Annotated in this window: 20 protein-coding genes and 2 tRNA genes; 18 read left to right on the plus strand and 4 right to left on the minus strand. The window is 72.0% G+C overall.

Annotated features, from left to right (window positions below; all coding sequences use genetic code 11):
- Nucleotides 1–185: 185 nt before the first annotated feature.
- Nucleotides 186–599 carry an SsgA family sporulation/cell division regulator gene (locus ACIQ87_RS11695; protein ID WP_030056266.1) on the minus strand — a complete coding sequence of 138 codons (414 nt, stop codon included), beginning with the start codon at nucleotides 597–599 and terminating at the stop codon, nucleotides 186–188.
- A 195-nt stretch (nucleotides 600–794) separates the two neighbouring features.
- Here ACIQ87_RS11695 and ACIQ87_RS11700 point away from each other — a divergent pair, with 195 nt between their 5' ends.
- From ACIQ87_RS11700 to ACIQ87_RS11710, 3 genes are all read left to right on the plus strand, one after another.
- Nucleotides 795–1,253: a TIGR02611 family protein gene (locus ACIQ87_RS11700; RefSeq protein ID WP_402405074.1), complete on the plus strand. Its 459-nt coding sequence runs from the start codon at nucleotides 795–797 to the stop codon at nucleotides 1,251–1,253.
- A gap of 78 nt (nucleotides 1,254–1,331) precedes the next feature.
- A tRNA-Val gene (locus ACIQ87_RS11705) sits at nucleotides 1,332–1,403 on the plus strand.
- 208 nt (nucleotides 1,404–1,611) lie between these two features.
- Nucleotides 1,612–1,683: transfer RNA gene (locus ACIQ87_RS11710), tRNA-Val, on the plus strand.
- 80 nt (nucleotides 1,684–1,763) lie between these two features.
- Here the strand turns inward: ACIQ87_RS11710 and ACIQ87_RS11715 are convergent.
- Nucleotides 1,764–2,528: an exonuclease domain-containing protein gene (locus ACIQ87_RS11715; RefSeq protein ID WP_402405077.1), complete on the minus strand. Its 765-nt coding sequence runs from the start codon at nucleotides 2,526–2,528 to the stop codon at nucleotides 1,764–1,766.
- 165 nt (nucleotides 2,529–2,693) lie between these two features.
- Between ACIQ87_RS11715 and ACIQ87_RS11720 the strand changes: the two genes are divergently transcribed.
- The 4 genes from ACIQ87_RS11720 (at nucleotide 2,694) to ACIQ87_RS11735 (ending at nucleotide 7,168) form a co-directional block, all read left to right on the plus strand.
- Nucleotides 2,694–3,257 (plus strand): DUF4365 domain-containing protein, encoded by a 564-nt coding sequence (locus ACIQ87_RS11720; RefSeq protein ID WP_402405080.1) that lies wholly within the window; start codon nucleotides 2,694–2,696, stop codon nucleotides 3,255–3,257.
- Nucleotides 3,258–3,289: 32 nt separating this feature from the next.
- Nucleotides 3,290–4,453 carry a hypothetical protein gene (locus ACIQ87_RS11725; protein WP_402405083.1) on the plus strand — a complete coding sequence of 388 codons (1,164 nt, stop codon included), beginning with the start codon at nucleotides 3,290–3,292 and terminating at the stop codon, nucleotides 4,451–4,453.
- An 88-nt stretch (nucleotides 4,454–4,541) separates the two neighbouring features.
- The gene (gene thrS, locus ACIQ87_RS11730) at nucleotides 4,542–6,521 is read left to right on the plus strand and encodes a threonine--tRNA ligase (RefSeq protein ID WP_402405085.1); all 1,980 of its coding nucleotides are present in this window, start codon (nucleotides 4,542–4,544) and stop codon (nucleotides 6,519–6,521) included.
- 86 nt (nucleotides 6,522–6,607) lie between these two features.
- Complete coding sequence (locus tag ACIQ87_RS11735; protein ID WP_363577366.1) at nucleotides 6,608–7,168, plus strand: HIT domain-containing protein; 561 nt, start codon at nucleotides 6,608–6,610, stop codon at nucleotides 7,166–7,168.
- Nucleotides 7,169–7,237: 69 nt separating this feature from the next.
- Here the strand turns inward: ACIQ87_RS11735 and ACIQ87_RS11740 are convergent, their stop codons facing one another.
- The gene (locus ACIQ87_RS11740; protein WP_402405087.1) at nucleotides 7,238–8,884 is read right to left on the minus strand and encodes a hypothetical protein; all 1,647 of its coding nucleotides are present in this window, start codon (nucleotides 8,882–8,884) and stop codon (nucleotides 7,238–7,240) included.
- 194 nt (nucleotides 8,885–9,078) lie between these two features.
- Between ACIQ87_RS11740 and ACIQ87_RS11745 the strand changes: the two genes are divergently transcribed.
- Nucleotides 9,079–9,504, plus strand: a complete 426-nt coding sequence (locus ACIQ87_RS11745; RefSeq protein ID WP_402405090.1) for a thiol-disulfide oxidoreductase DCC family protein — start codon at nucleotides 9,079–9,081, stop codon at nucleotides 9,502–9,504.
- A gap of 24 nt (nucleotides 9,505–9,528) precedes the next feature.
- Here the strand turns inward: ACIQ87_RS11745 and ACIQ87_RS11750 are convergent, their stop codons facing one another.
- On the minus strand, nucleotides 9,529–11,577 hold the full coding sequence (locus tag ACIQ87_RS11750; RefSeq protein ID WP_402405092.1) for an elongation factor G-like protein EF-G2: 2,049 nt from the start codon (nucleotides 11,575–11,577) through the stop codon (nucleotides 9,529–9,531).
- A gap of 289 nt (nucleotides 11,578–11,866) precedes the next feature.
- On the opposite strand from ACIQ87_RS11750, the gene pgsA reads away from it, so the two are divergent.
- From pgsA to ruvA, 10 genes are all read left to right on the plus strand, one after another.
- Nucleotides 11,867–12,514, plus strand: a complete 648-nt coding sequence (gene pgsA, locus ACIQ87_RS11755) for a phosphatidylinositol phosphate synthase (RefSeq protein ID WP_380458580.1) — start codon at nucleotides 11,867–11,869, stop codon at nucleotides 12,512–12,514.
- A 16-nt stretch (nucleotides 12,515–12,530) separates the two neighbouring features.
- On the plus strand, nucleotides 12,531–13,493 hold the full coding sequence (locus tag ACIQ87_RS11760) for a phosphatidylinositol mannoside acyltransferase (RefSeq protein WP_402405095.1): 963 nt from the start codon (nucleotides 12,531–12,533) through the stop codon (nucleotides 13,491–13,493).
- Between the two features lie 52 nt (nucleotides 13,494–13,545).
- Nucleotides 13,546–14,730 carry a glycosyltransferase family 4 protein gene (locus ACIQ87_RS11765; RefSeq protein ID WP_402405097.1) on the plus strand — a complete coding sequence of 395 codons (1,185 nt, stop codon included), beginning with the start codon at nucleotides 13,546–13,548 and terminating at the stop codon, nucleotides 14,728–14,730.
- 74 nt (nucleotides 14,731–14,804) lie between these two features.
- Nucleotides 14,805–15,173 (plus strand): 5-carboxymethyl-2-hydroxymuconate Delta-isomerase, encoded by a 369-nt coding sequence (locus ACIQ87_RS11770; protein ID WP_392874666.1) that lies wholly within the window; start codon nucleotides 14,805–14,807, stop codon nucleotides 15,171–15,173.
- A gap of 74 nt (nucleotides 15,174–15,247) precedes the next feature.
- Nucleotides 15,248–15,748 carry a hypothetical protein gene (locus ACIQ87_RS11775; protein ID WP_387751912.1) on the plus strand — a complete coding sequence of 167 codons (501 nt, stop codon included), beginning with the start codon at nucleotides 15,248–15,250 and terminating at the stop codon, nucleotides 15,746–15,748.
- Between the two features lie 129 nt (nucleotides 15,749–15,877).
- Complete coding sequence (gene pdxS / locus ACIQ87_RS11780; protein ID WP_402405100.1) at nucleotides 15,878–16,789, plus strand: pyridoxal 5'-phosphate synthase lyase subunit PdxS; 912 nt, start codon at nucleotides 15,878–15,880, stop codon at nucleotides 16,787–16,789.
- Between the two features lie 96 nt (nucleotides 16,790–16,885).
- Nucleotides 16,886–17,509 carry a pyridoxal 5'-phosphate synthase glutaminase subunit PdxT gene (gene pdxT / locus ACIQ87_RS11785; RefSeq protein WP_402405103.1) on the plus strand — a complete coding sequence of 208 codons (624 nt, stop codon included), beginning with the start codon at nucleotides 16,886–16,888 and terminating at the stop codon, nucleotides 17,507–17,509.
- Nucleotides 17,510–17,587: 78 nt separating this feature from the next.
- Nucleotides 17,588–18,346, plus strand: coding sequence for a YebC/PmpR family DNA-binding transcriptional regulator (locus tag ACIQ87_RS11790; protein WP_049651428.1), 759 nt, complete (start codon nucleotides 17,588–17,590; stop codon nucleotides 18,344–18,346).
- 140 nt (nucleotides 18,347–18,486) lie between these two features.
- Nucleotides 18,487–19,038, plus strand: a complete 552-nt coding sequence (gene ruvC / locus ACIQ87_RS11795) for a crossover junction endodeoxyribonuclease RuvC (RefSeq protein WP_402405152.1) — start codon at nucleotides 18,487–18,489, stop codon at nucleotides 19,036–19,038.
- Nucleotides 19,035–19,646 carry a Holliday junction branch migration protein RuvA gene (gene ruvA / locus ACIQ87_RS11800; RefSeq protein ID WP_402405106.1) on the plus strand — a complete coding sequence of 204 codons (612 nt, stop codon included), beginning with the start codon at nucleotides 19,035–19,037 and terminating at the stop codon, nucleotides 19,644–19,646. The genes ruvC and ruvA overlap by 4 nt, the downstream gene beginning before the upstream one ends.
- Nucleotides 19,647–19,685: the final 39 nt, after the last annotated feature.

Raw genomic sequence — 19,685 nt, forward strand, 5'->3', positions numbered from 1 at the left:
CCGGCCTCGGCGCCGGGCGTCTGCGGTGCTGGGGACCGCTCCGGTAGGAGCAGAACCGTTTCACCGGCCCCGAGGCCGCGTCGTGCGCGGCTGAGTCCGCTGCCGTGCCCCCGAGTAGGACGGCTGCGATGACGGCAGGGGCTGCGGCCCCGCCGACAGCGGGGCGTGACCGCCTCCGGACGGAGTCAGCTTTCGGCGAGGATGTGGGACAGCTCCCGGTCGAGGTCGAAGTGACGGTGTTCGGTGCCGGGGGGCACCGCGGCGTCCGTCCGCTTGAGGAACGACTCAAGCGCCCGGGCCGGGGCCTCCAGCAGGGCTTCTCCTTCCGGAGAGCTCAGGGCGATGCAGACCACCCCTTGCCCGTGGCTGCGCGACGGCCACACCCGGACGTCGCCGGTACCGGTGGGTCGGTGCAGCCCCTCCGCGAGGAGATCTCGGGCGAACACCCACTCCACGGTCTCGTCGGCGCCCGTGTGGAACGTGGCGTGCACGGCGTAGGGGTCGGCAGTGTCATAGCGCAGGCCCGCTGGGACGGGCAGTGAGGACTCGCTGGACACGATGAGGCGCAGGTGCAGCTCGCAGCTGACCGTGGTGTTCATAAGCGCCATGGCCTTTCGCTCAGTGTGCGCTCGGGGAATCGCACGTCGGCGAACGGACCATCCCACCTCCAAGACCGATGTAAACCCCTCTGTCCCGATTCGGGCGCGAGTCGTACCCCTTACGGCGCATTGCGGAATCGCTCCGCAGCGGCCGGGCCGGGCAATACCCGGGCGCTTCTTGGTTAGTTTCCTGGCATGACTGTGCGAAACGACAAGACCGGCGGGAACACGGGAACGGGTGAAGCGGCCGAGACTGTTGACGCAGCCGTGGACGGTGGACGGGCGGTCGGTTCGAGGGCTCCGGCCTTCGTCCGCCGCTCGCCGGCACTGCACCGGATCTGGCAGGTGGCGATCTTCCTGGCCGGCCTCGCGGTGGTGGTGCTCGGGCTGGTCATGCTGCCGCTGCCCGGCCCCGGCTGGCTGGTGATCTTCCTCGGCATGGGGATCTGGGCCACCGAGTTCGGCTGGGCCCAGCTGGCCCTTCGCTGGACCCGCCGCAAGGTCGCCGAGGCCGCCCAGCGGGCCATGGACCCCCGGGTGCGCCGCCGCAACCTGACACTCACCGCGATCGGACTGGCCGCCCTCGTCGGGGTGGGCGGCTGGTACTTCGCCCGCTACGGCCTGGCCGTCCCCTGGCGGCTCGACGAGAGCTGACCTGCCCGGACGCGGGGGCCCGGGCCCGGAGGGTGGTCTGAGCACCCTCCGGGATGCGGTAATGTTTTCCCTGCACCCGGGCGATTAGCTCAGCGGGAGAGCACTTCGTTCACACCGAAGGGGTCACTGGTTCGATCCCAGTATCGCCCACCGGAATGCATTGTGATACGTGAGGCCCAGCCGATTATCGGCTGGGCCTCACGTGTATTTCCGGAATCCGCCTGAAGAGCCGTCGGTAATCGGCTGAGGCACAGTCAGCTTCCGTGCGGAGCGCGAGTTCTGCGGCGGTGTCGGTGCTACCCGGAAGGGCGAGTTGTACGACCGGCCCCGAATGGTGCTACAGTTCTTCTCGTTGCCCGGGCGATTAGCTCAGCGGGAGAGCACTTCGTTCACACCGAAGGGGTCACTGGTTCGATCCCAGTATCGCCCACCGGACAGCACGCAGGCCCTGACCAGGAAACCGGTCAGGGCCTGCGGCGCGTTCGGGCCCCGGGATCCCGGGGCCGCCCGCTACGCCGCCGCCTCGCAGCCGTGCTCCGGCTCCAGCCGGCGCCCACAGCCGCACCGGGCCGGCCGCAGCGGCCAGGACAGGTCCACCCGCTCCGGCGTCCCCGAGCGGTCGAACCAGTGCTGCAGCCCGCGCGCCTGCGCCGCGTGCCAGATCGCCTGCCGCAGGTGCAGCTCCGCCGCCGACAGCGCGCCCAGCGCCGCCGGGTAGCGGGCGCCTATCCGCCGGGTCAGCGCCAGCGCCGCCGTCGCGTCCGCCGCCGCGTCGTGCGCCCCGGCCAGCTCCACGCCGTAGTGGGCGCAGAGGTCGGTCAGTGTCCGGCGGCCCTTGCGGTAGCGGTCCACGTGCTTGTCCAGCACCCGGGGATCCAGCACCACCAGGCCCGCCGCCGGCCCGCCGGCCAGCGTCACCCCGTGATGGCGGCGCAGCTCCCGGTCCAGCAGCGTCAGGTCGTAGGGCGCGTTCATCACCACCACCGGGCGCCCGGCCCGCGCCTCGGCCGCCAGCGCGCGGGTGACCTCCGCCACCACCGTGCCGGCCGGCCGGCCGTGGGCGCGCACCTGCTCGTCGGTGATCCCGTGCACCGCGCGGGCGCCGTCCGGGATCGGAACCCCCGGATCGGCGAGCCAGGTCGTGGTCCGCGCCGGTGCGCCGGGCGCGAGCTGGACGACCAGGGCGGCCGAGACGATGCGGTCGTTCTCCACGTCCACGCCGGTCGTCTCGGTGTCGAAGGAGGCGAGCGGGCCGGTGTACCAGTGCTGCTGCATGACTGCCCCTCAGACGAGCGTTGCGCCCGGTTGATACCCGGTCCTGACGCCCCTTCAACCCGTTTGGCCCAAGCCCGGCCGGGGATCCTGCCCATGACCGTCCCGTTCGAATCGACTGCCCGTCCGGATCGGGACGGGCCCGGAACCGGGGGAGGCCACGGGGTGATGGCACTGACCCAGCCGCAGCCCGAGGAGACGGCGACGACGACGGCGGTACTGCGGGGGAACCTCGCCGTCACCGCCTGCATGGAGACCCTGCAGGTCGGCTACCTGCACGCGGTGGCCGCCGCGGCCGGCTGCTCGCTCTCCCAGCCCTTCCCTGACAACGGCATCGACTGGCACGTCAGCCACGGCTCCCGCGAGCACGAGGTGGACGACGAGGTCACCGTCAAGATCCAGCTCAAGGCCACCCAGCAGGTCGCACCCGACCCGGCCGGGCCGTTCTTCAGCTTCACCCTGGACAACGACCACCTGCGCAAGCTCGCCCGGCCCCGGGTCGCGGTGCCGCGGATCCTGGTCGTGATGCTGCTGCCGCGCCGGGTCGACCACTGGCTGCGGGCCCGCCCGGACGCCCTGGAGCTGCGGCACTGCTGCTACTGGGTCAACCTGGCCGGCCACCCCGTCACCGGGAAGCGGCGCACCAACGTCCGGTTGCCCACCGAGCGGGTCTTCGACGACCGCGCGCTCTGCGACATCATGGCCCGGGTCGGCGCGGGCGGCAGCCCGTGACGGCCCGGCCCCGGCAGGGAGGAAGCGGACCCATGACACCGCCGTACGGACCGGGCGAGCCGGCCAGGCCCCTGCCCGACCCGGCCACCGTCGACCCGAAGGTGCTGGCCACCCTGCTCGCCCGGCACGGCTGGGTCCGCCGCGGCGGACCGGCCGCCCGCTACGGACGCTGGACCCCGCCCGACGGCGAGCCAGGAACCAGCCTGCTCGTCCCGGCCGGGGACGGCTTCGACGACGCCGTCGAACTCCTCACCGACGCCGTCACCGCGCTCTCCCGCTCCCGCACCCCCTCCGCCCGCTCGATCCTGCTCGCCCTCGCCGTCCCCGGCGACGAACTGCGCTGGCACCGCGAACCGCCCGGCCCCGACGGGACCACCGCCTGGGGCGAGGCCGAGCGGCTCCGGCGGGCGGCCCGCGGCATGCTCGCCGCCGGCGCCAAGGCCGCCCGCACCAGGGCCGGCTACTTCGGCGCCCGGCTGGACGGCCCCGCCGGGGACTTCCTGGACCGCGTCCTGCTGGTCGAACAGGGCGCCGCCCTCACCGCCCACACCCCCGCCCCCGAGGGCCGCGCCGCCGTCACCACCCTGGTCCGCGCCCTGGAGGCGCTGCGCGACGCCGTCGACTACCGCCGGGTCAGCGGCGGGCCCGAGGCCTTCGGGAACGCCGTCCGGTCCGGGGTCAGCCGGGAGCTCGTCCAGTCCGTCGAGGAGCTGGTGCGCGACGCGACGGCCGCCCGGCTCAGCGTCTCCTGGTCACCCGCCGCCGGAGCGCCGGGCGGTTTCGGGGACCGCCGGATCGACCTCGACTTCTCACCCGGCGACCTGCCCGCCCTGACGGAGGCCGCCGACCTGCTGGAACGGATCGAACCCGCCGTCGCCGTCACCGTGCTCGGCGTCGTCACCCGGCTCAAGCGCGCCGACCCCACGGGCCCCGGCTCGGTACGGCTGCGGGTGCTGGCCGGCGCCGACGTCCGCGAGCTCAAGCTCCGCCTGCCCGACCCCGACTACCGGCTCGCCGCCGAGGCCCACCTCGCGGGCCTGCCCCTGAGGGTCTCCGGCCGGCTGGACCGGCACGGCGGCTTCCGCCGGCTGACCCGCCCGCACGGGCTGGAACTCCGCGGCTGGGAGGAAGGGGACCGCGAGCGGCTGCTGAAAGCGCTCGGGGAGACGGCGGAGGGAGGGGGAGAAGGGGCGTAGGTGGACGGCAGGGGCGGCGCTCTCGGTACCATCGTCACGCGCAGCGCAGTGTTGCGTCCTCTGAAATCCAGCACGTCAGGAGAGACCGGTGACGGACGTCCGGGTAATCATCAGCCGCGAACCCGATCGGGAAGAGCGCGTGGTGACGACGGGCACCACGGCCGCCGAGCTCTTCGCCGACGACCGCTCGATCATCGCCGCCCGCGTCGGCGGCCGGCTCAAGGACCTCGCGTACGTCCTCCAGGACGGCGAGGAGGTCGAGCCGGTCGCGATCGACAGCAAGGACGGCCTCGACATCCTGCGCCACTCCACCGCGCACGTCATGGCCCAGGCCGTGCAGCAGCTCTACCCCGAGGCCAAGCTGGGCATCGGCCCGCCGGTCAAGGACGGTTTCTACTACGACTTCGACGTCGAGAAGCCCTTCCATCCCGATGACCTCAAGGCCATCGAGAAGAAGATGCAGGAGATCATCAAGCGCGGGCAGAAGTTCTCCCGCCGCGTGGTCACCGACGAGTCCGCCCGCGAGGAGCTGGCCGCCGAGCCGTACAAGCTCGAGCTGATCGGCCTCAAGGGCTCTGCTGCCACCGCCGGTGAGGGCGCCGACGTCGAGGTCGGCGCCGGCGAGCTCACCATCTACGACAACCTGGACGCCAAGAGCGGCGAGCAGTGCTGGGGCGACCTCTGCCGCGGCCCGCACCTGCCCAGCACCCGGCACATCCCGGCGTTCAAGCTGATGCGCAACGCCTCCGCCTACTGGCGCGGCAGCGAGAAGAACAAGCAGCTCCAGCGCATCTACGGCACCGCCTGGCCGACCAAGGACGAGCTCAAGGCCCACCTCGACTTCCTCGTCGAGGCCGAGAAGCGCGACCACCGCAAGCTCGGCAACGAGCTCGACCTCTTCTCCATCCCCGAGGAGATCGGCTCCGGCCTCGCCGTCTTCCACCCCAAGGGCGGCATCATCCGCCGCGCGATGGAGGACTACTCGCGCAAGCGGCACGAGGAAGAGGGCTACGAGTTCGTCTACACCCCGCACGCCACCAAGGGGAAGCTCTTCGAGAAGAGCGGCCACCTCGACTGGTACGCGGACGGTATGTACCCGCCCATGCAGCTCGACGAGGGCGTGGACTACTACCTCAAGCCGATGAACTGCCCGATGCACAACCTGATCTTCGACGCGCGCGGCCGCTCGTACCGTGAACTGCCGCTGCGCCTCTTCGAGTTCGGGACGGTGTACCGCTACGAGAAGTCCGGCGTGGTGCACGGCCTGACCCGTGCCCGCGGCTTCACGCAGGACGACGCGCACATCTACTGCACCCGCGAGCAGATGGCGGAGGAGCTCGACTCCACGCTGACCTTCGTGCTCAACCTGCTTCGCGACTACGGTCTGACCGACTTCTACCTGGAGCTGTCGACCAAGGACCCGGAGAAGTTCGTCGGCAGCGACGAGACCTGGGAGGAGGCCACCCGCGTCCTGGCGAGCGTGGCTGAGAAGCAGGGCCTGCCGCTGGTGCCGGACCCGGGCGGCGCGGCCTTCTACGGCCCGAAGATCTCGGTGCAGGCGCGCGACGCCATCGGTCGGACCTGGCAGATGTCGACGATTCAGCTCGACTTCAACCTGCCCGAGCGTTTCGATCTCGAGTACACCGCTGCGGACGGCTCGCGTCAGCGTCCGGTCATGATCCACCGCGCGCTGTTCGGCAGCATCGAGCGGTTCTTCGCAGTGCTGCTGGAGCACTACGCCGGCGCCATGCCGCCGTGGCTGGCCCCGGTCACCGTCACCGGCATCCCGATCACCGACGAGCACGTGCCGTACCTGCTGGAGGTCGCGGCGAAGCTCAAGAAGCACGGGATCCGGGTCGAGGTGGACACCTCGGACGACCGGATGCAGAAGAAGATCCGCAACGCCCAGCGCAGCAAGGTGCCGTTCATGCTGATCGCCGGCAACGACGACGTCGAGGCGGGCGCGGTGTCCTTCCGCTACCGCAACGGCGAGCAGAAGAACGGCGTCCCGGTCGACGAGGCGATCGCTGAGATCGTGGACGCGGTGGAGCGTCGCATCCAGGTGTGAGGTAGGCCCCGCCCTGGCGGGTATCGCGCGGGGCAGGCTCTCGAAGAGTCTGCCCCGCGCGGCTTTGCAAGCACCGTCGGGCGAATATGCTGATCAGCATGACGACTGAGCCGGAACTGCAGCGGGGCGTCGGTGAGCCGGACGGCTTCCGCCGCCTGTGGACCCCCCATCGGATGGCCTACATCCAGGGTGAGAACAAGCCCACCGGCCCGGCTCCGGACGACGGTTGTCCGTTCTGCTCGATCCCGTCCCTGAGCGACGAGGACGGTCTGATCATCGCCCGGGGGAGCGCCGTGTTCGCGGTGCTGAACCTGTACCCGTACAACGGCGGGCACCTGATGGTGGTCCCGTACCGCCACGTGGCCGACTACACCGACCTGGACGAGGCCGAGACGGCCGAGCTGGCGGACTTCACCAAGAAGGCGATGACGGCGCTGCGGGCGGCCTCCGGGGCGCACGGGTTCAACATCGGGATGAACCAGGGCGCGGCGGCCGGGGCCGGGATCGCGGCGCACCTGCACCAGCACGTGGTGCCGCGCTGGGGCGGGGACACCAACTTCATGCCGGTGGTCGGCCACACCAAGGTGCTGCCGCAGCTGCTGGCGGACACCCGGAAGATGCTGGCCGAGGTCTGGCCGCAGGGCTGAGCCCGGGCAGCGCGTGCGAGAGGGCCCCACCGGGATGCTCGGTGGGGCCCTCTCGTGTGCTCCCGGGGGTCAGCCGGCGTTGAAGGTGTCCACGTCGTACGGGCGGGGGCTCTGCGCCTCGGACTTGATGATCGAGGTGCGGTTCTTGAAGAAGCGGTCGGCGTCCAGGTCGTGCTCCTCCAGGAACTCCAGCGTGGCCGCGTGGACGGCGGCGAGCACCGGGACGGAGGCGTTCTGGGCGTTGTCGACCATGGAGCGGTTCTCCCAGGCCCGGCCGGCCCAGATGTGCCGCAGCCCGAAGGGCTCGGGCAGCCCGAGCCCGCCGCCGAGCCAGCCGAGCAGGCCGGGCATCCGGTAGAAGGGGGCGCGGACGGCCTGGCGGACGACCTCGTCGTTGTCGATCAGGGGGAGCTTGACGGTGCGCTCCTCCCAGAACTTCACGGTCTTGGCGACCGACTTCTCCTTGTCCTTGGGCTTGTCGAAGAAGACGCCCTTGACCGGGCCGAGCGCGTAGCCGGACACCGTGATGTTGAGGACGTTGGCGAGCAGGGTGACGGTGACGGTGAAGGTGAGGACCAGCTTGCCGTCGTGGGTGATGAACTGGGTGGCGAGGTAGTGCCGGGGGCCGCCGGAGAAGGTCTGCTTGTCGGCGACGCTCTGCACGGCGAAGTCGCGCATCCGGTCGCCGTCCATGTCGGCGTTGCCGGGGCGGCTGATCTCGTCGGCGCCCTCGCCGATGTCGAAGACCACCCACTGCTTGATGGCGACGTTGGGCATCCCGCTGTTGGCGACGTGGCTGACGCCCAGGCCCTTGAGGTGGGAGGAGATCCGGCGGATCAGGTCCCAGGGGTGGAAGGCGCGGAAGTCGGCGTGGCCGTCGGCGGGGTGGAGGGTGTCGGCGAGGCGCCACTCGCCCCAGCGGCGGCCGGCACCGAGGATGCCCTTGGGCCCGGCGTAGTGGTGGATGTTGGTCTCCTGCTCGGCGTCCAGGCGGCCGAGCTTGTCGCGCAGGTCGGTGGCCTTCTTGTCGAGGTCGTCGCGGGGGACGGCCTTGGCGACGGAGGCGGCCACCACGCTGCCCTCGACCAGCGCCTGCCAGCGGGAGCGCAGGTCCTTGGCGGAGCGCTCGACGATCCGGCGGGCGAGGTACCAGCCGATGACCGGCGCGAGCATGGTGACGCGCAGGTAGATGCCGAGGTAGCCGGCGGCCGGCGGGCGCAGCAGGAGCAGGACGGCGAGGGCGGCGGTCGCGGCGAGCACGATGCCGCCGTAGACGGCCGCGTTCTTCGGGTTGTCCCGCTTGAGCCAGGCGCGGAGCTGGAAGGCGCCGAGCCAGATCAGGGTGCCGGGGAGGAAGAGCACACCGGTGACGACGGAGACGGTGCTGAGCTGCCGGTCGCGGGTGTTGCGCAGTTCCTCGGCGGCCAGGCAGTGTTCGACGACCTGGCGGGTGTCGACTCCGAAGGCCGGGACGAGGGGTTTGCGGCCGCCGCCCAGGGCGCGGGAGATCAGCGCCTTGCTGAAGGCCTCGCCGAGGTTGGGGCGGAAGAGCGCGAAGCGGCCCTTCTTCTCCTTGGCGTCGGTGACGGCGCCGACGAAGGCGCCGATCTCGCCGTCGCGGTAGGCGGTCGAGGAGAGTCCCTGGGTGATGGCTGTCTGCGGGCCGGCGTCGGTCCGGGGTATCTGCGCACCCGGGGTCATGTCGAGTGTGGTCACGGTGGCGTCCCCTCCTCCCCTTGTCAGCGGCAGGTTACCGTGCCGTGGCACCCCCGCGCGGATGATCGTCTGAAGTGCCGTCACCGGAGGCCTGAGGGGCATGATGCCCAGCTTCGGGCGGGTCGATACCCGCCGGGGTGCCCCTGGTGGCGGTGGGGCAGGATGGACGGTGGAGCAAGGGAAGGGGAACGGCCGTGAAGGATCCGGTGCTGGTCTTCGACGGGGACTGTTCGTTCTGTTCGTCCTGCGTGCGCTGGGCGGAGCGGTACCTGCGGCAGACGCTGGCCTCGGGGGGCTGGGAGGCGGTGCCGTTCCAGTTCGCGGACCTGGCGGGGCTGGACGGGCTCGCGGGCGGCCGGGGCGAGGTGTCGGCCGAGCGGGCGGAGCGCGAGGTGCTCTGGGTGACGCCGACCGGCCGGGTGTACGGGGGCGCGCAGGCGGTTGCGCGGCTGCTGATGCGCTCCGGCGGGGCGTGGGCGTATCTGGGCGCCGTGTTGACGGCGGCGCCGGTGCGGCCGCTGGCGGGCCTGGCGTACCGCTGGGTGGCGCGCAACCGGCACCGGATGCCGGGGGGTACGGCGGCGTGCGCGCTGCCGGTCCGCAAGCCCGCCCGGCCGTAGGTCCGTCGGACCGCGGGGCGGCCGTCAGTCGGTGTAGCGCTCGGCCAGGGCGGCGGGCATGGGTTCGTGGCGCAGGTAGGCGCGGGAGAACTCGGCGGTGCCGTGGGTGAGCGAGCGCAGGTCGATCGGGTAGCGGACGAGTTCGAGTTCGGGGACCTCGGCGCGCAGCAGGGTGAGTCCGGTGCCGCCGGTCTCGGTGCCGAGGACGCGGCCGCGGCGGGCGGAGAGGTCGCCGAGGACGGCGCCGAGGTAGTCGTCGGGCAGCAGGACGCTGACGGCGGCGACGGGTTCGAGCAGGCGGATGACGGCGTGCTCGGCGGCGTCGCGCAGGGCGAGGGCGGCGGCGTTCTGGAAGGACGCGTCGGAGGAGTCGACGGAGTGGGCCTTGCCGTCGGTGAGGGTGATCCGGACGTCGACGAGCGGGTAGCCGGTGGTGACGCCCTTGGCGAGCTGGGCGCGGACGCCCTTCTCGACGGAGGGGATGAAGTGCTTGGGGACGGCGCCGCCGACGACGTGTTCCTGGAACTCGAAGCCGGAGCCGGCCGGGAGGGGTTCGACCTCGAGGTCGCAGATGGCGTACTGGCCGTGGCCGCCGGACTGCTTGACCAGGCGGCCGTGGCCGGCGGCGGCGGTGCCGAAGGTCTCGCGCAGGGCGACCTTGGGCTCGACGGTGTCGACGTGGACGCCGTGGCGGGTGCGCAGGCGGTCGAGGACGACCTCGGCGTGGGCTTCGCCGGTGCACCAGAGGACGAGCTGGTGGGTATCGGGGTTCTGTTCCAGGCGTAGGGCCGGGTCTTCGGCGGTGAGCCGGGCGAGGGCCTGGGAGAGCTTGTCGTCGTCGGCCTTGCTGTGGGCTTCGATGGCGATCGGGAGCAGGGGCTCGGGGAGGCTCCAGCCCTCGAGGTCGACGGGGTGGCCGGGGTCGTGGACGGTGTCGCCGGCGCGGGCGGTGGTGAGTTTGGCGGCGCAGACGAGGTCGCCGGCGACGGCGTGCGGGACGGGGCGCTGGAGTTTGCCGAAGGGGCTGGTGAGGGCGGTGACCCGTTCGTCGCCGTCCTGGTCGGCGGTGTGGGCGGGGCCGGCGAGGTGGATCCTGGTGTCGGGGCGCAGGGTGCCGGCGTAGAGGCGCAGCAGGCTGATCCGGCCGACGTAGGCGTCGCCGGTGACGCGGACGACCTGGGCGGCGAGAGGGGCGTCGGGGTCGCACGCGGGGGCGGGGCGGGTGCGCTCGGTGGGGTCGGGGAAGGTGTGGGCGATGAGGTCGAGGAGTTCGGCGGCGCCGAGTCCGTTCTCGCTGGTGGGGACAGCGGGGTGGAGGGCGCAGGAGAGGACTTCGCGGCGCAGGCCGGCCTCGAGGGAGTCGGTGTCGAGGGGGTCGCCGGAGAGGTAGCGCTCCATGAGGGTGTCGTCCTGGCCGGAGATGGCTTCGACGAGGCTGTCGTGGGCGGGGGCGGTGTCGGGCAGGGGGTCGGCGTCGCCGTAGGTGTCGCCGGTGAGGAGGTCGACGCTGCCGTCTGGGTGTCCGTCGTGGTGGACGGGCAGGAAGAGCGGGCGGAGGGTGTCGGGGCCCAGTTCGAAGGCGTCGTGGCAGGCGGTGAGGATGTCGTCGAAGCCGGTGCGGGCGATGTCGAGTTTGGCGACGGCGATGGCGCGGGGGATGCCTTCGGCGGCGCATTCGCGCCACAGGGCGCGGGTGGGGGCGGTGACCGGGTCGGTGGCGGAGACGACGAAGACGGCGGCGTCGGCGGCGTGCAGGGCGGCGCGCAGGTCGGCGGTGAAGTCGGGGTGGCCGGGCGGGTCGATCAGGTTGATCTTGACGCCCTTCCACTCGAGGGGGAGGAGCGAGAGCTGGACGGAGCGCTGCTGCTGGTGCTCGATGTCCTCGTGGTCGGAGACGGTGGTGCCGTCGGTGACGCGGCCGACACGGCCGGTGGCGCCGGCGGCGAGGGCGAGGGATTCGGCGAGGGTGGTCTTGCCCACACCGCTGGGGCCGATGAGGACGACGTTGCGCAGGTCCTTCGGGCCGCTGACGGCGGGTGCCTGGCCGGCTCGTGCCGTGCTGCGGTCGGGCATCGGGGTCTCCTCCCGTGGCGCCGAGGCTGTCTTTCGCAGTCTAGGGGCGGGTGTCGCCGGTGGCGCGTGTCGTACGGCCGGTCGGGTCCGGTCGGGCGGGGGCCGTACGGCCGGTCGGTGATCGGACGTGTACGTGCGGTGGGCGGGGGTGGTGTCCGGCGGTGCGTGCGCCGGAGCGTGTCCTCGGCGTGGCTACGATGGGTGCGCCGGACGGGCTGATCCGCCCGGCCGTCTGCCGCGCGTGCTGCGCCAGGCGGGTATCTGGGAGATCGGAGCGGCTGGGAAGGCCATGCTCAACAAATACGCGCGTGCCTTCTTCACACGTGTCCTGACCCCGTTCGCCGCGTTCCTGATCCGCCTGGGCGTGAGCCCGGACGCCGTGACGCTGATCGGTACCGCCGGTTCGGTGGCCGGTGCGCTGGTGTTCTTCCCGCGTGGGGAGTTCTTCTGGGGCACCATCACGATCACGCTGTTCATCTTCTCGGACCTGGTGGACGGGAACATGGCCCGCCAGCTGGGCCGGAGCACGAAGTGGGGGGCGTTCCTCGACTCCACCCTGGACCGGGTCGCGGATGCGGCGATCTTCGGCGGTCTGGCGATGTGGTACGCGGGCAAGGGTGACGACAACCTGCTCTGCGCGGTGGCGATCTTCTGCCTGGCGAGCGGTCTGGTGGTGTCGTACACGAAGGCGCGGGCGGAGAGCCAGGGCCTGCCGTGTGACGTGTCCGGGCTGGTGGAGCGGGCCGAGCGGCTGGTGGCCAGCCTGGTGGCGGCCGGGGTCGCGGGTCTGCACAAGTTCGGTGTGCCGTACGTGGAGTGGCTGCTGCCGGTGGCGCTGTGGCTGGTGGCGGCGGGCAGCCTGGTGACGGTGTTCCAGCGGATGCTGACCGTGCGCCGGGAGGCGTTCGAGGCCGACCGAGCGGCGGCCGGGAGCTGATGGGGGGAGTCCTGCGGTGACGGACCGACTGGTGTACTGGGCGTACGCGCTGGGGTGGGGGCTGCTGAAGCACCTGCCGGAGCGGGTGGCCCGGGGGCTGTTCGACCGGCTGGCGGACTACGCGTGGCGCAGGCGCGGCAAGCGGGTGCTGCAGTTGGAGGCGAACCTGCGCCGGGTCCGTCCCGGGGTGGACGGGGCCGAGCTGCGGGAGCTGTCCCGGGCGGGGATGCGCTCGTACCTGCGGTACTGGATGGAGTCGTTCCGGCTGCCGGTGTGGAGCCGGGAGCGGGTGGCCAGGGATGTCCAGGTGGAGGGCTTCGAGCACCTGCGGACGCAGCTGGAGGCCGGGCGGGGCGCGGTGATAGCGCTGCCGCACATGGGCAACTGGGACCTCGCGGGCGCCTGGGTGGCGCAGCAGGGCTATCCGTTCACCACGGTCGCGGAGCGGTTGAAGCCGGAGCGGCTGTTCGACCGGTTCGTGGCGTTCCGGGAGAGCCTGGGCATGGAGGTCCTGGCGCTGACCGGCGGTTCGGTGAACGTGATCGGGACCCTGGCGCGGCGGCTGCGCGAGGGCAGGATGGTCTGCCTGGTGGGGGACAGGGACCTGTCGGATGCGGGCATCCGGGTGTCGTTCTTCGGTGAGGAGACCCGGATGCCGGCCGGTCCCGCGGCGCTGTGCCAGCGGACCGGGGCGGCGCTGCTGCCGGTGACGCTCTGGTACGACGGCCCGGTGCTGCGGGCGCGGATCCACCCGGAGGTACCGGTGCCCGAGGAGGGCGACCGCAAGGAGCGCACCCTGGCGATGACCCAGGCGATGGCGGAGGTGTGGGAGCGGGGCATCCGCGAGCACCCGCAGGACTGGCACATGCTGCAGAAGTTCTGGCTGGCCGATCTGCCGGTCCGTGAGACGGTGAAGGCGGCACCCGTGGAGCGCGTGGAGGCGGCCGCGGAGCCCGCGGCCGAGGCCTCCGGGTCCTGAGCCGCCCCGCCGTCCCCGCCCGCACGACTGTCCGAAGGAGCTTGAGGAACCCGTGAAGATCGGCATCGTCTGCCCGTACGACTGGGACGTCCCCGGTGGGGTGCAGTTCCACATCCGGGACCTGGCCGAGCACCTGATCGGTCTGGGGCACGAGGTGTCGGTGCTGGCGCCGGCCGAGGACGACGAGGCGCTGCCGCCGTACGTGGTCCCGGCGGGGCGGTCGGTGGCGGTGCCGTACAACGGGTCGGTGGCGCGGTTGAGCTTCGGGATCCTGTCGGCGGCGCGGGTGCGGCGCTGGCTGCACGACGGGCGGTTCGACATCCTGCACGTGCACGAGCCGGCCGCGCCGAGCCTGTCGATGCTGGCCGCGTGGTCGGCGACCGGGCCGATGGTGGGGACGTTCCACACGTCCAATCCGCGGTCGCGGGTGATGATCGCGGCCTCGCCGATCCTCCAGCCGGGGCTGGAGAAGATGCGGGCCCGGATCGCGGTGTCGGAGTACGCCCGGCGGACGCTGGTGGAGCACCTGGGCGGGGACGCGGTGGTGATCCCGAACGGCGTGGACGTGGGTTTCTTCGCGGAGGCGGAGCCGGACGAGCGCTGGACCGGCGGTGCGGCGAAGGGGGAGCCGGGCACGATCGGCTTCATCGGCCGGATCAACGAACCGCGCAAGGGCCTGCCGACGCTGCTGGCGGCGCTGCCGGGGATCCTGGCGGAGCGGCCGGGGGTACGGCTGCTGGTGGCGGGCAAGGGCGACGAGGAGGAGGCCGTCGCGGGCCTGGCGCCCGAGGTGCGCGCGCAGGTGGAGTTCCTCGGCATGGTGAGCGACCGGGACAAGGCGCGGCTGCTGCGTAGCGTGGACCTGTACGTGGCGCCGAACACCGGTGGCGAGAGCTTCGGGATCATCCTGGTCGAGGCGATGTCGGCGGGCGCGCCGGTGCTGGCGAGCGACCTGGACGCGTTCAAGCAGGTGCTGGACGGCGGGGACGCGGGGGAGCTGTTCCCGGTGGAGGACGCGGACGCGCTGGCGCGTACGGCGCTGCGGCTGCTGGGTGATCCGGCGCGGTTGGAGGAGCTGCGGGAGGCGGCGTCGCGGCACGTGCGGCGGTTCGACTGGTCGACGGTGGGCGCGGACATCCTGGCGGTGTACGAGACGGTGACGGCCGGCGAGGCGGCGGTGGTCGAGGAGGACGTGCGCAACGGTCGGCGCGGCCGGTTCGGGCTGGCACGGGACTGATCCCCGCGGGCGGGTCCGGGTGTCGGTGGGGTTAGGGTCGGGCGTCCGTACCACTGCGATCCACGGGGGCGACGATGCCGCAGATCTCCGTCGACTACTCGGCCGACCTGGCCGGCACCTTCGACCGCCGGGGCCTGGGCCTGGCGATCAACCGGCTGGCGGAGGCGACGATCGACGCGAAGCCGGAGTCCTGCAAGACGGTGTTCCGGCAGAGCGAGGTGCTGGTGGTGGGCACCAGCGGGGCGGCCGCGGACACCCAGGTGTTCGTGGAGTTCCAGATCTTCCCCGGCCGTACGCCGGAGGCGAAGGCGGCGCTGAGCGAGGGCGTGCTGGCGCTGCTGGCGCAGTACGTCCGGCCGAAGCCGGGCACCCGGCTGTTCACGGCGGTGAACATCGCGGACATCGACCGTGAGAGTTACCGGAACGCGACCGCCCGGGGCTGAACCGGTGACACCCGGTAACGTAGCGGCCCGTGACTACCTGGATCTGGGCCGGCGTGGCCGTGGTGCTGTTCGGCATGTACCTGAGTTGGACGGCCGGTCGGCTGGACCGGTTGCACGCCCGGATCGACGCCGCGCGGGCGGCGCTGGACGCGCAGCTGGTGCGCCGGGCGTCGGTGGCGATGGAGCTGGCGACGTCCTCGCTGCTGGATCCGGCGGCCTCGCTGCTGCTGTTGGACGCGGCGCACGCGGCCCGGCAGGCCGAGGACGAGCAGCGCGAGGTGGCGGAGAGCCAGTTGAGTCTGGCGCTGCGGGCGGTGTTCGAGGAGCCGGAGCAGATGGCGGCGCTGATGGCCGAGCCGGGCGGTGAGGACGCGGTTCGTGATCTGACGGCCGCGGTGCGGCGGGTGCCGATGGCCCGTCGGTTCCACAACGACGCGGTGCGGGCGGCGCGGGCGGTGCGCGAGCACCGTCTGGTGCGGTACTTCCGGCTGGCGGGGAAGGCGCCGTTCCCGCTGGCGTTCGAGATGGACGACGCCCCGCCGCCCGCCCTCACGCCCGAGGGAGCGCCAGCTTAGGGTGTCCCCCGGATACGGCCTGAATGTCGTGTCCCGTCGTCCGGGCTGGACTTGGTGGCGCATGGAGGGGTCACCCGTTCTGCCTACCATAGGGCGATAGCACTGATTCATCTTCGAGTGAGGTCTCACGTGTCCACCACCCCCACCACCGCAGACCAGCCGCAGATCGGCACCGCCCGTGTGAAGCGCGGCATGGCCGAGCAGCTCAAGGGCGGTGTGATCATGGACGTGGTCAACGCCGAGCAGGCCAAGATCGCCGAGGACGCCGGCGCGGTCGCCGTCATGGCCCTGGAGCGGGTCCCGGCGGACATCCGCAAGGACGGCGGCGTGGCTCGCATGTCCGACCCGAACATGATCGAGGAGATCATCGAGGCGGTCTCCATCCCGGTGATGGCCAAGTCCCGCATCGGCCACTTCGTCGAGGCGCAGGTGCTCCAGTCGCTGGGCGTCGACTACATCGACGAGTCCGAGGTCCTGACCCCGGCCGACGAGGTCAACCACTCGGACAAGTTCGCGTTCACCACCCCCTTCGTCTGCGGCGCCACCAACCTGGGCGAGGCCCTGCGCCGCATCGCCGAGGGCGCGGCCATGATCCGCTCGAAGGGCGAGGCCGGCACCGGCAACGTCGTCGAGGCCGTCCGCCACCTGCGCCAGATCAAGAACGAGATCGGCCACCTGCGCGCCCTGGACAACAACGAGCTGTACGCCGCCGCCAAGGAGCTGCGCGCCCCGTACGAGCTGGTCAAGGAGGTCGCCGAGCTCGGCAAGCTGCCGGTCGTGCTGTTCTCCGCCGGTGGCGTGGCCACCCCGGCCGACGCCGCGCTGATGCGCCAGCTGGGCGCCGAGGGCGTCTTCGTCGGCTCCGGCATCTTCAAGTCGGGCGACCCGGCCAAGCGTGCCGCCGCCATCGTCAAGGCCACCACCTTCTTCGACGACCCGAAGGTCATCGCGGACGCCTCCCGCAACCTGGGCGAGGCCATGGTCGGCATCAACTGCGACACCCTGCCGGAGACCGAGCGCTACGCCAACCGCGGCTGGTAGCCACCCGCAGTTTCCGGGCCGGCCCGCCGCAGCGCCTCGGTGCGCGGCGGGCCGCGCCACGTAGTCCGTCGTAACGATCGATTGAGGTTGAAGACCGTGAGCACTCCTGTCATCGGCGTCCTCGCCCTCCAGGGCGACGTCCGCGAGCACCTGGTGGCGCTGGCCGAGGCCGACGCGCTCGCCCGTCCGGTGCGCCGCGCCGAGGAGCTGGCCGAGGTCGACGCGCTGGTGATCCCCGGCGGGGAGTCCACCACCATGTCCAAGCTGGCCCTGCTGTTCGGCGTGATGGATCCGCTGCGCGAGCGGGTCGCCGCCGGGATGCCGGTCTACGGCACCTGCGCGGGCATGATCATGCTGGCGGACAAGATCCTGGACGGCCGCGAGGACCAGGAGACCGTCGGTGGCATCGACATGACGGTGCGCCGCAACGCCTTCGGCCGTCAGAACGAGTCCTTCGAGTCCGGGATCGACTTCGCCGGCCTGGACGACGCGCCGGTGCACGGCGTCTTCATCCGCGCCCCCTGGGTCGAGTCGGTCGGAGCGGGCGTCAAGGTCCTGGCCGAGCTGCCCGCCGCGGACGGCCCGGACAGCCGGATCGTGGCGGTCCGCCAGGGCAACCTGCTGGCCACCTCCTTCCACCCGGAGCTGACCGGCGACCACCGGGTGCACGCGTACTTCGTGCGGATGGTCGAGGAGCACCTCTCCGCGGCCGCGCGCTGACCGTGTGCGTCTCACCGGTGGCGACACCGGTAAGATCTCATCTGTTCATTTCCCTTTGGCGACGTAAAGGAGCTGGCGATGTCCGGCCACTCTAAGTGGGCTACCACCAAGCACAAGAAGGCCGTGATCGACGCCAAGCGCGGCAAGCTCTTCGCCAAGATGATCAAGAACATCGAGGTGGCGGCGCGTACCGGCGGTCCCGACCCGGCGGGCAACCCGACGCTCTACGACGCCATCCAGAAGGCGAAGAAGAGCTCGGTCCCGATCGACAACATCAACCGCGCCGTCAAGCGCGGTGGCGGTCTGGAGGCCGGCGGCGCCGACTACCAGACCATCATGTACGAGGGCTACGGCCCGAACGGCGTCGCGGTCCTGATCGAGTGCCTCACCGACAACCGCAACCGCGCCGCCTCCGACGTGCGCGTCGCGATGACCCGCAACGGCGGCTCGATGGCCGACCCGGGCTCGGTGTCGTACCTGTTCACCCGCAAGGGTGTCGTCATCGTCCCCAAGGCCGACGGCGTGGACGAGGACAAGCTGTTCGAGGTCGTCCTCGACCAGGAGCCCGAGGAGATCAACGACCTCGGCGACTCGTTCGAGATCGTCTCCGAGGCCTCGAAGATGGTCGCCGTGCGCACCGCGCTGGTCGACGCCGGCGTCGACTACGACTCGGCCGAGGCGAACTTCCTGCCCAGCATGCAGGTCGAGCTGGACGTCGACGGCGCCCGCAAGATCCTGAAGCTGATCGACGCGCTCGAGGACAGCGACGACGTGCAGAACGTCTTCGCCAACTTCGACATCTCCGACGAGGTCGGTGCGCAGCTCGACGCCGAGTGACGGTCCTGAGTGACCGTTCTCACTGCCCGGCCCGGTGGTCCCTGGACCACCGGGCCGGTGTCGTCGGTCGGGTTGTCCGACCCGGGCGGTAGCCTGCGGGGGTCCTTCGAGTGGCGAGCGGCAGGGAGTCGGGGCGAGTGGTGCGGGTACTGGGCGTGGACCCGGGGCTGACCAGGTGCGGAGTCGGCGTGGTCGAGGGCGCGCCGGGCCGGCCGCTGCGGATGGCCGGGGTCGGCGTGGTGCGCACCCCCGCCGACGCGGAGATCGGGCAGCGGCTGCTCCAGGTGGAGCAGGGCCTCGAGGCCTGGCTGGACGAGCACCGGCCGGACCTGGTCGCCGTCGAGCGCGTCTTCGCCCAGCACAACGTCCGCACCGTGATGGGCACCGCCCAGGCCAGCGCGGTCGCGATGCTCTGCGCCACCCGGCGCGGCATACCCGTCACCCTGCACACCCCCAGCGAGGTCAAGGCCGCCGTCACCGGCTCGGGCCGGGCCGACAAGGCGCAGGTCACCGCCATGGTGCAGCGCCTGCTGCGGCTCGACGCGCCGCCCAAGCCCGCCGACGCCGCCGACGCGCTGGCGCTGGCCATCTGCCACATCTGGCGCGGCGGGGCGAGCAACCGGCTGGAGGCCGCCGTCCGGGCCGCCCGCACCACCTCCCGCTCCACTCCTTTGAAAGGCACCGTCCGATGATCGCCTTCGTGCAAGGGCCCGTGGCGGCCGTCTCCTCCGGGATCGCGGTCGTCGAGGTGGGCGGCGTCGGCATGGCCGTGCAGTGCACCCCGAACACCCTGGCCGGGCTGCGGCTGGGCGAGCCGGTCCGGCTGGCCACCTCGCTGGTGGTCCGGGAGGACTCGCTGACCCTGTTCGGCTTCGCGGACGACGACGAGCGCGCGGTGTTCGAGATCCTCCAGGCGGCGCCGGGCGTCGGCCCCAAGCTGGCGCAGGCGATCCTCGGCGTGCACAGCCCCGACGCGCTGCGCGCCGCGATCGCGGCCGGCGACGAGAAGGCGCTGGTCGCCGTGCCGGGCATCGGCAAGGCCAAGGCGGCCAAGCTGCTGCTGGAGTACAAGGACAAGCTCGGCGCCCCGCACGGTGCCGTCCCCGCGCAGAAGCCGATCGCCGCCGGTCCGGCGCCGTGGAGCGAGCAGCTGCACTCCGCGCTGACCGGCCTCGGCTACGCCCCGCGCGAGGCGGACGAGGCGGTCGCCGCCGTCACCCCGGAGGCCGAGGCACAGCCGACGCCGGATGTCGGTGCCCTGCTCAGGCTCGCCCTGCGCGGCCTCAACCGCGCCCGCTGATCACCTGACGATCTGTCCGTTTGTCGACACTGGAGACTC

It is taken from the genome of Kitasatospora sp. NPDC096204, assembly GCF_044763205.1.
GTDB lineage: Bacteria > Actinomycetota > Actinomycetes > Streptomycetales > Streptomycetaceae > Kitasatospora.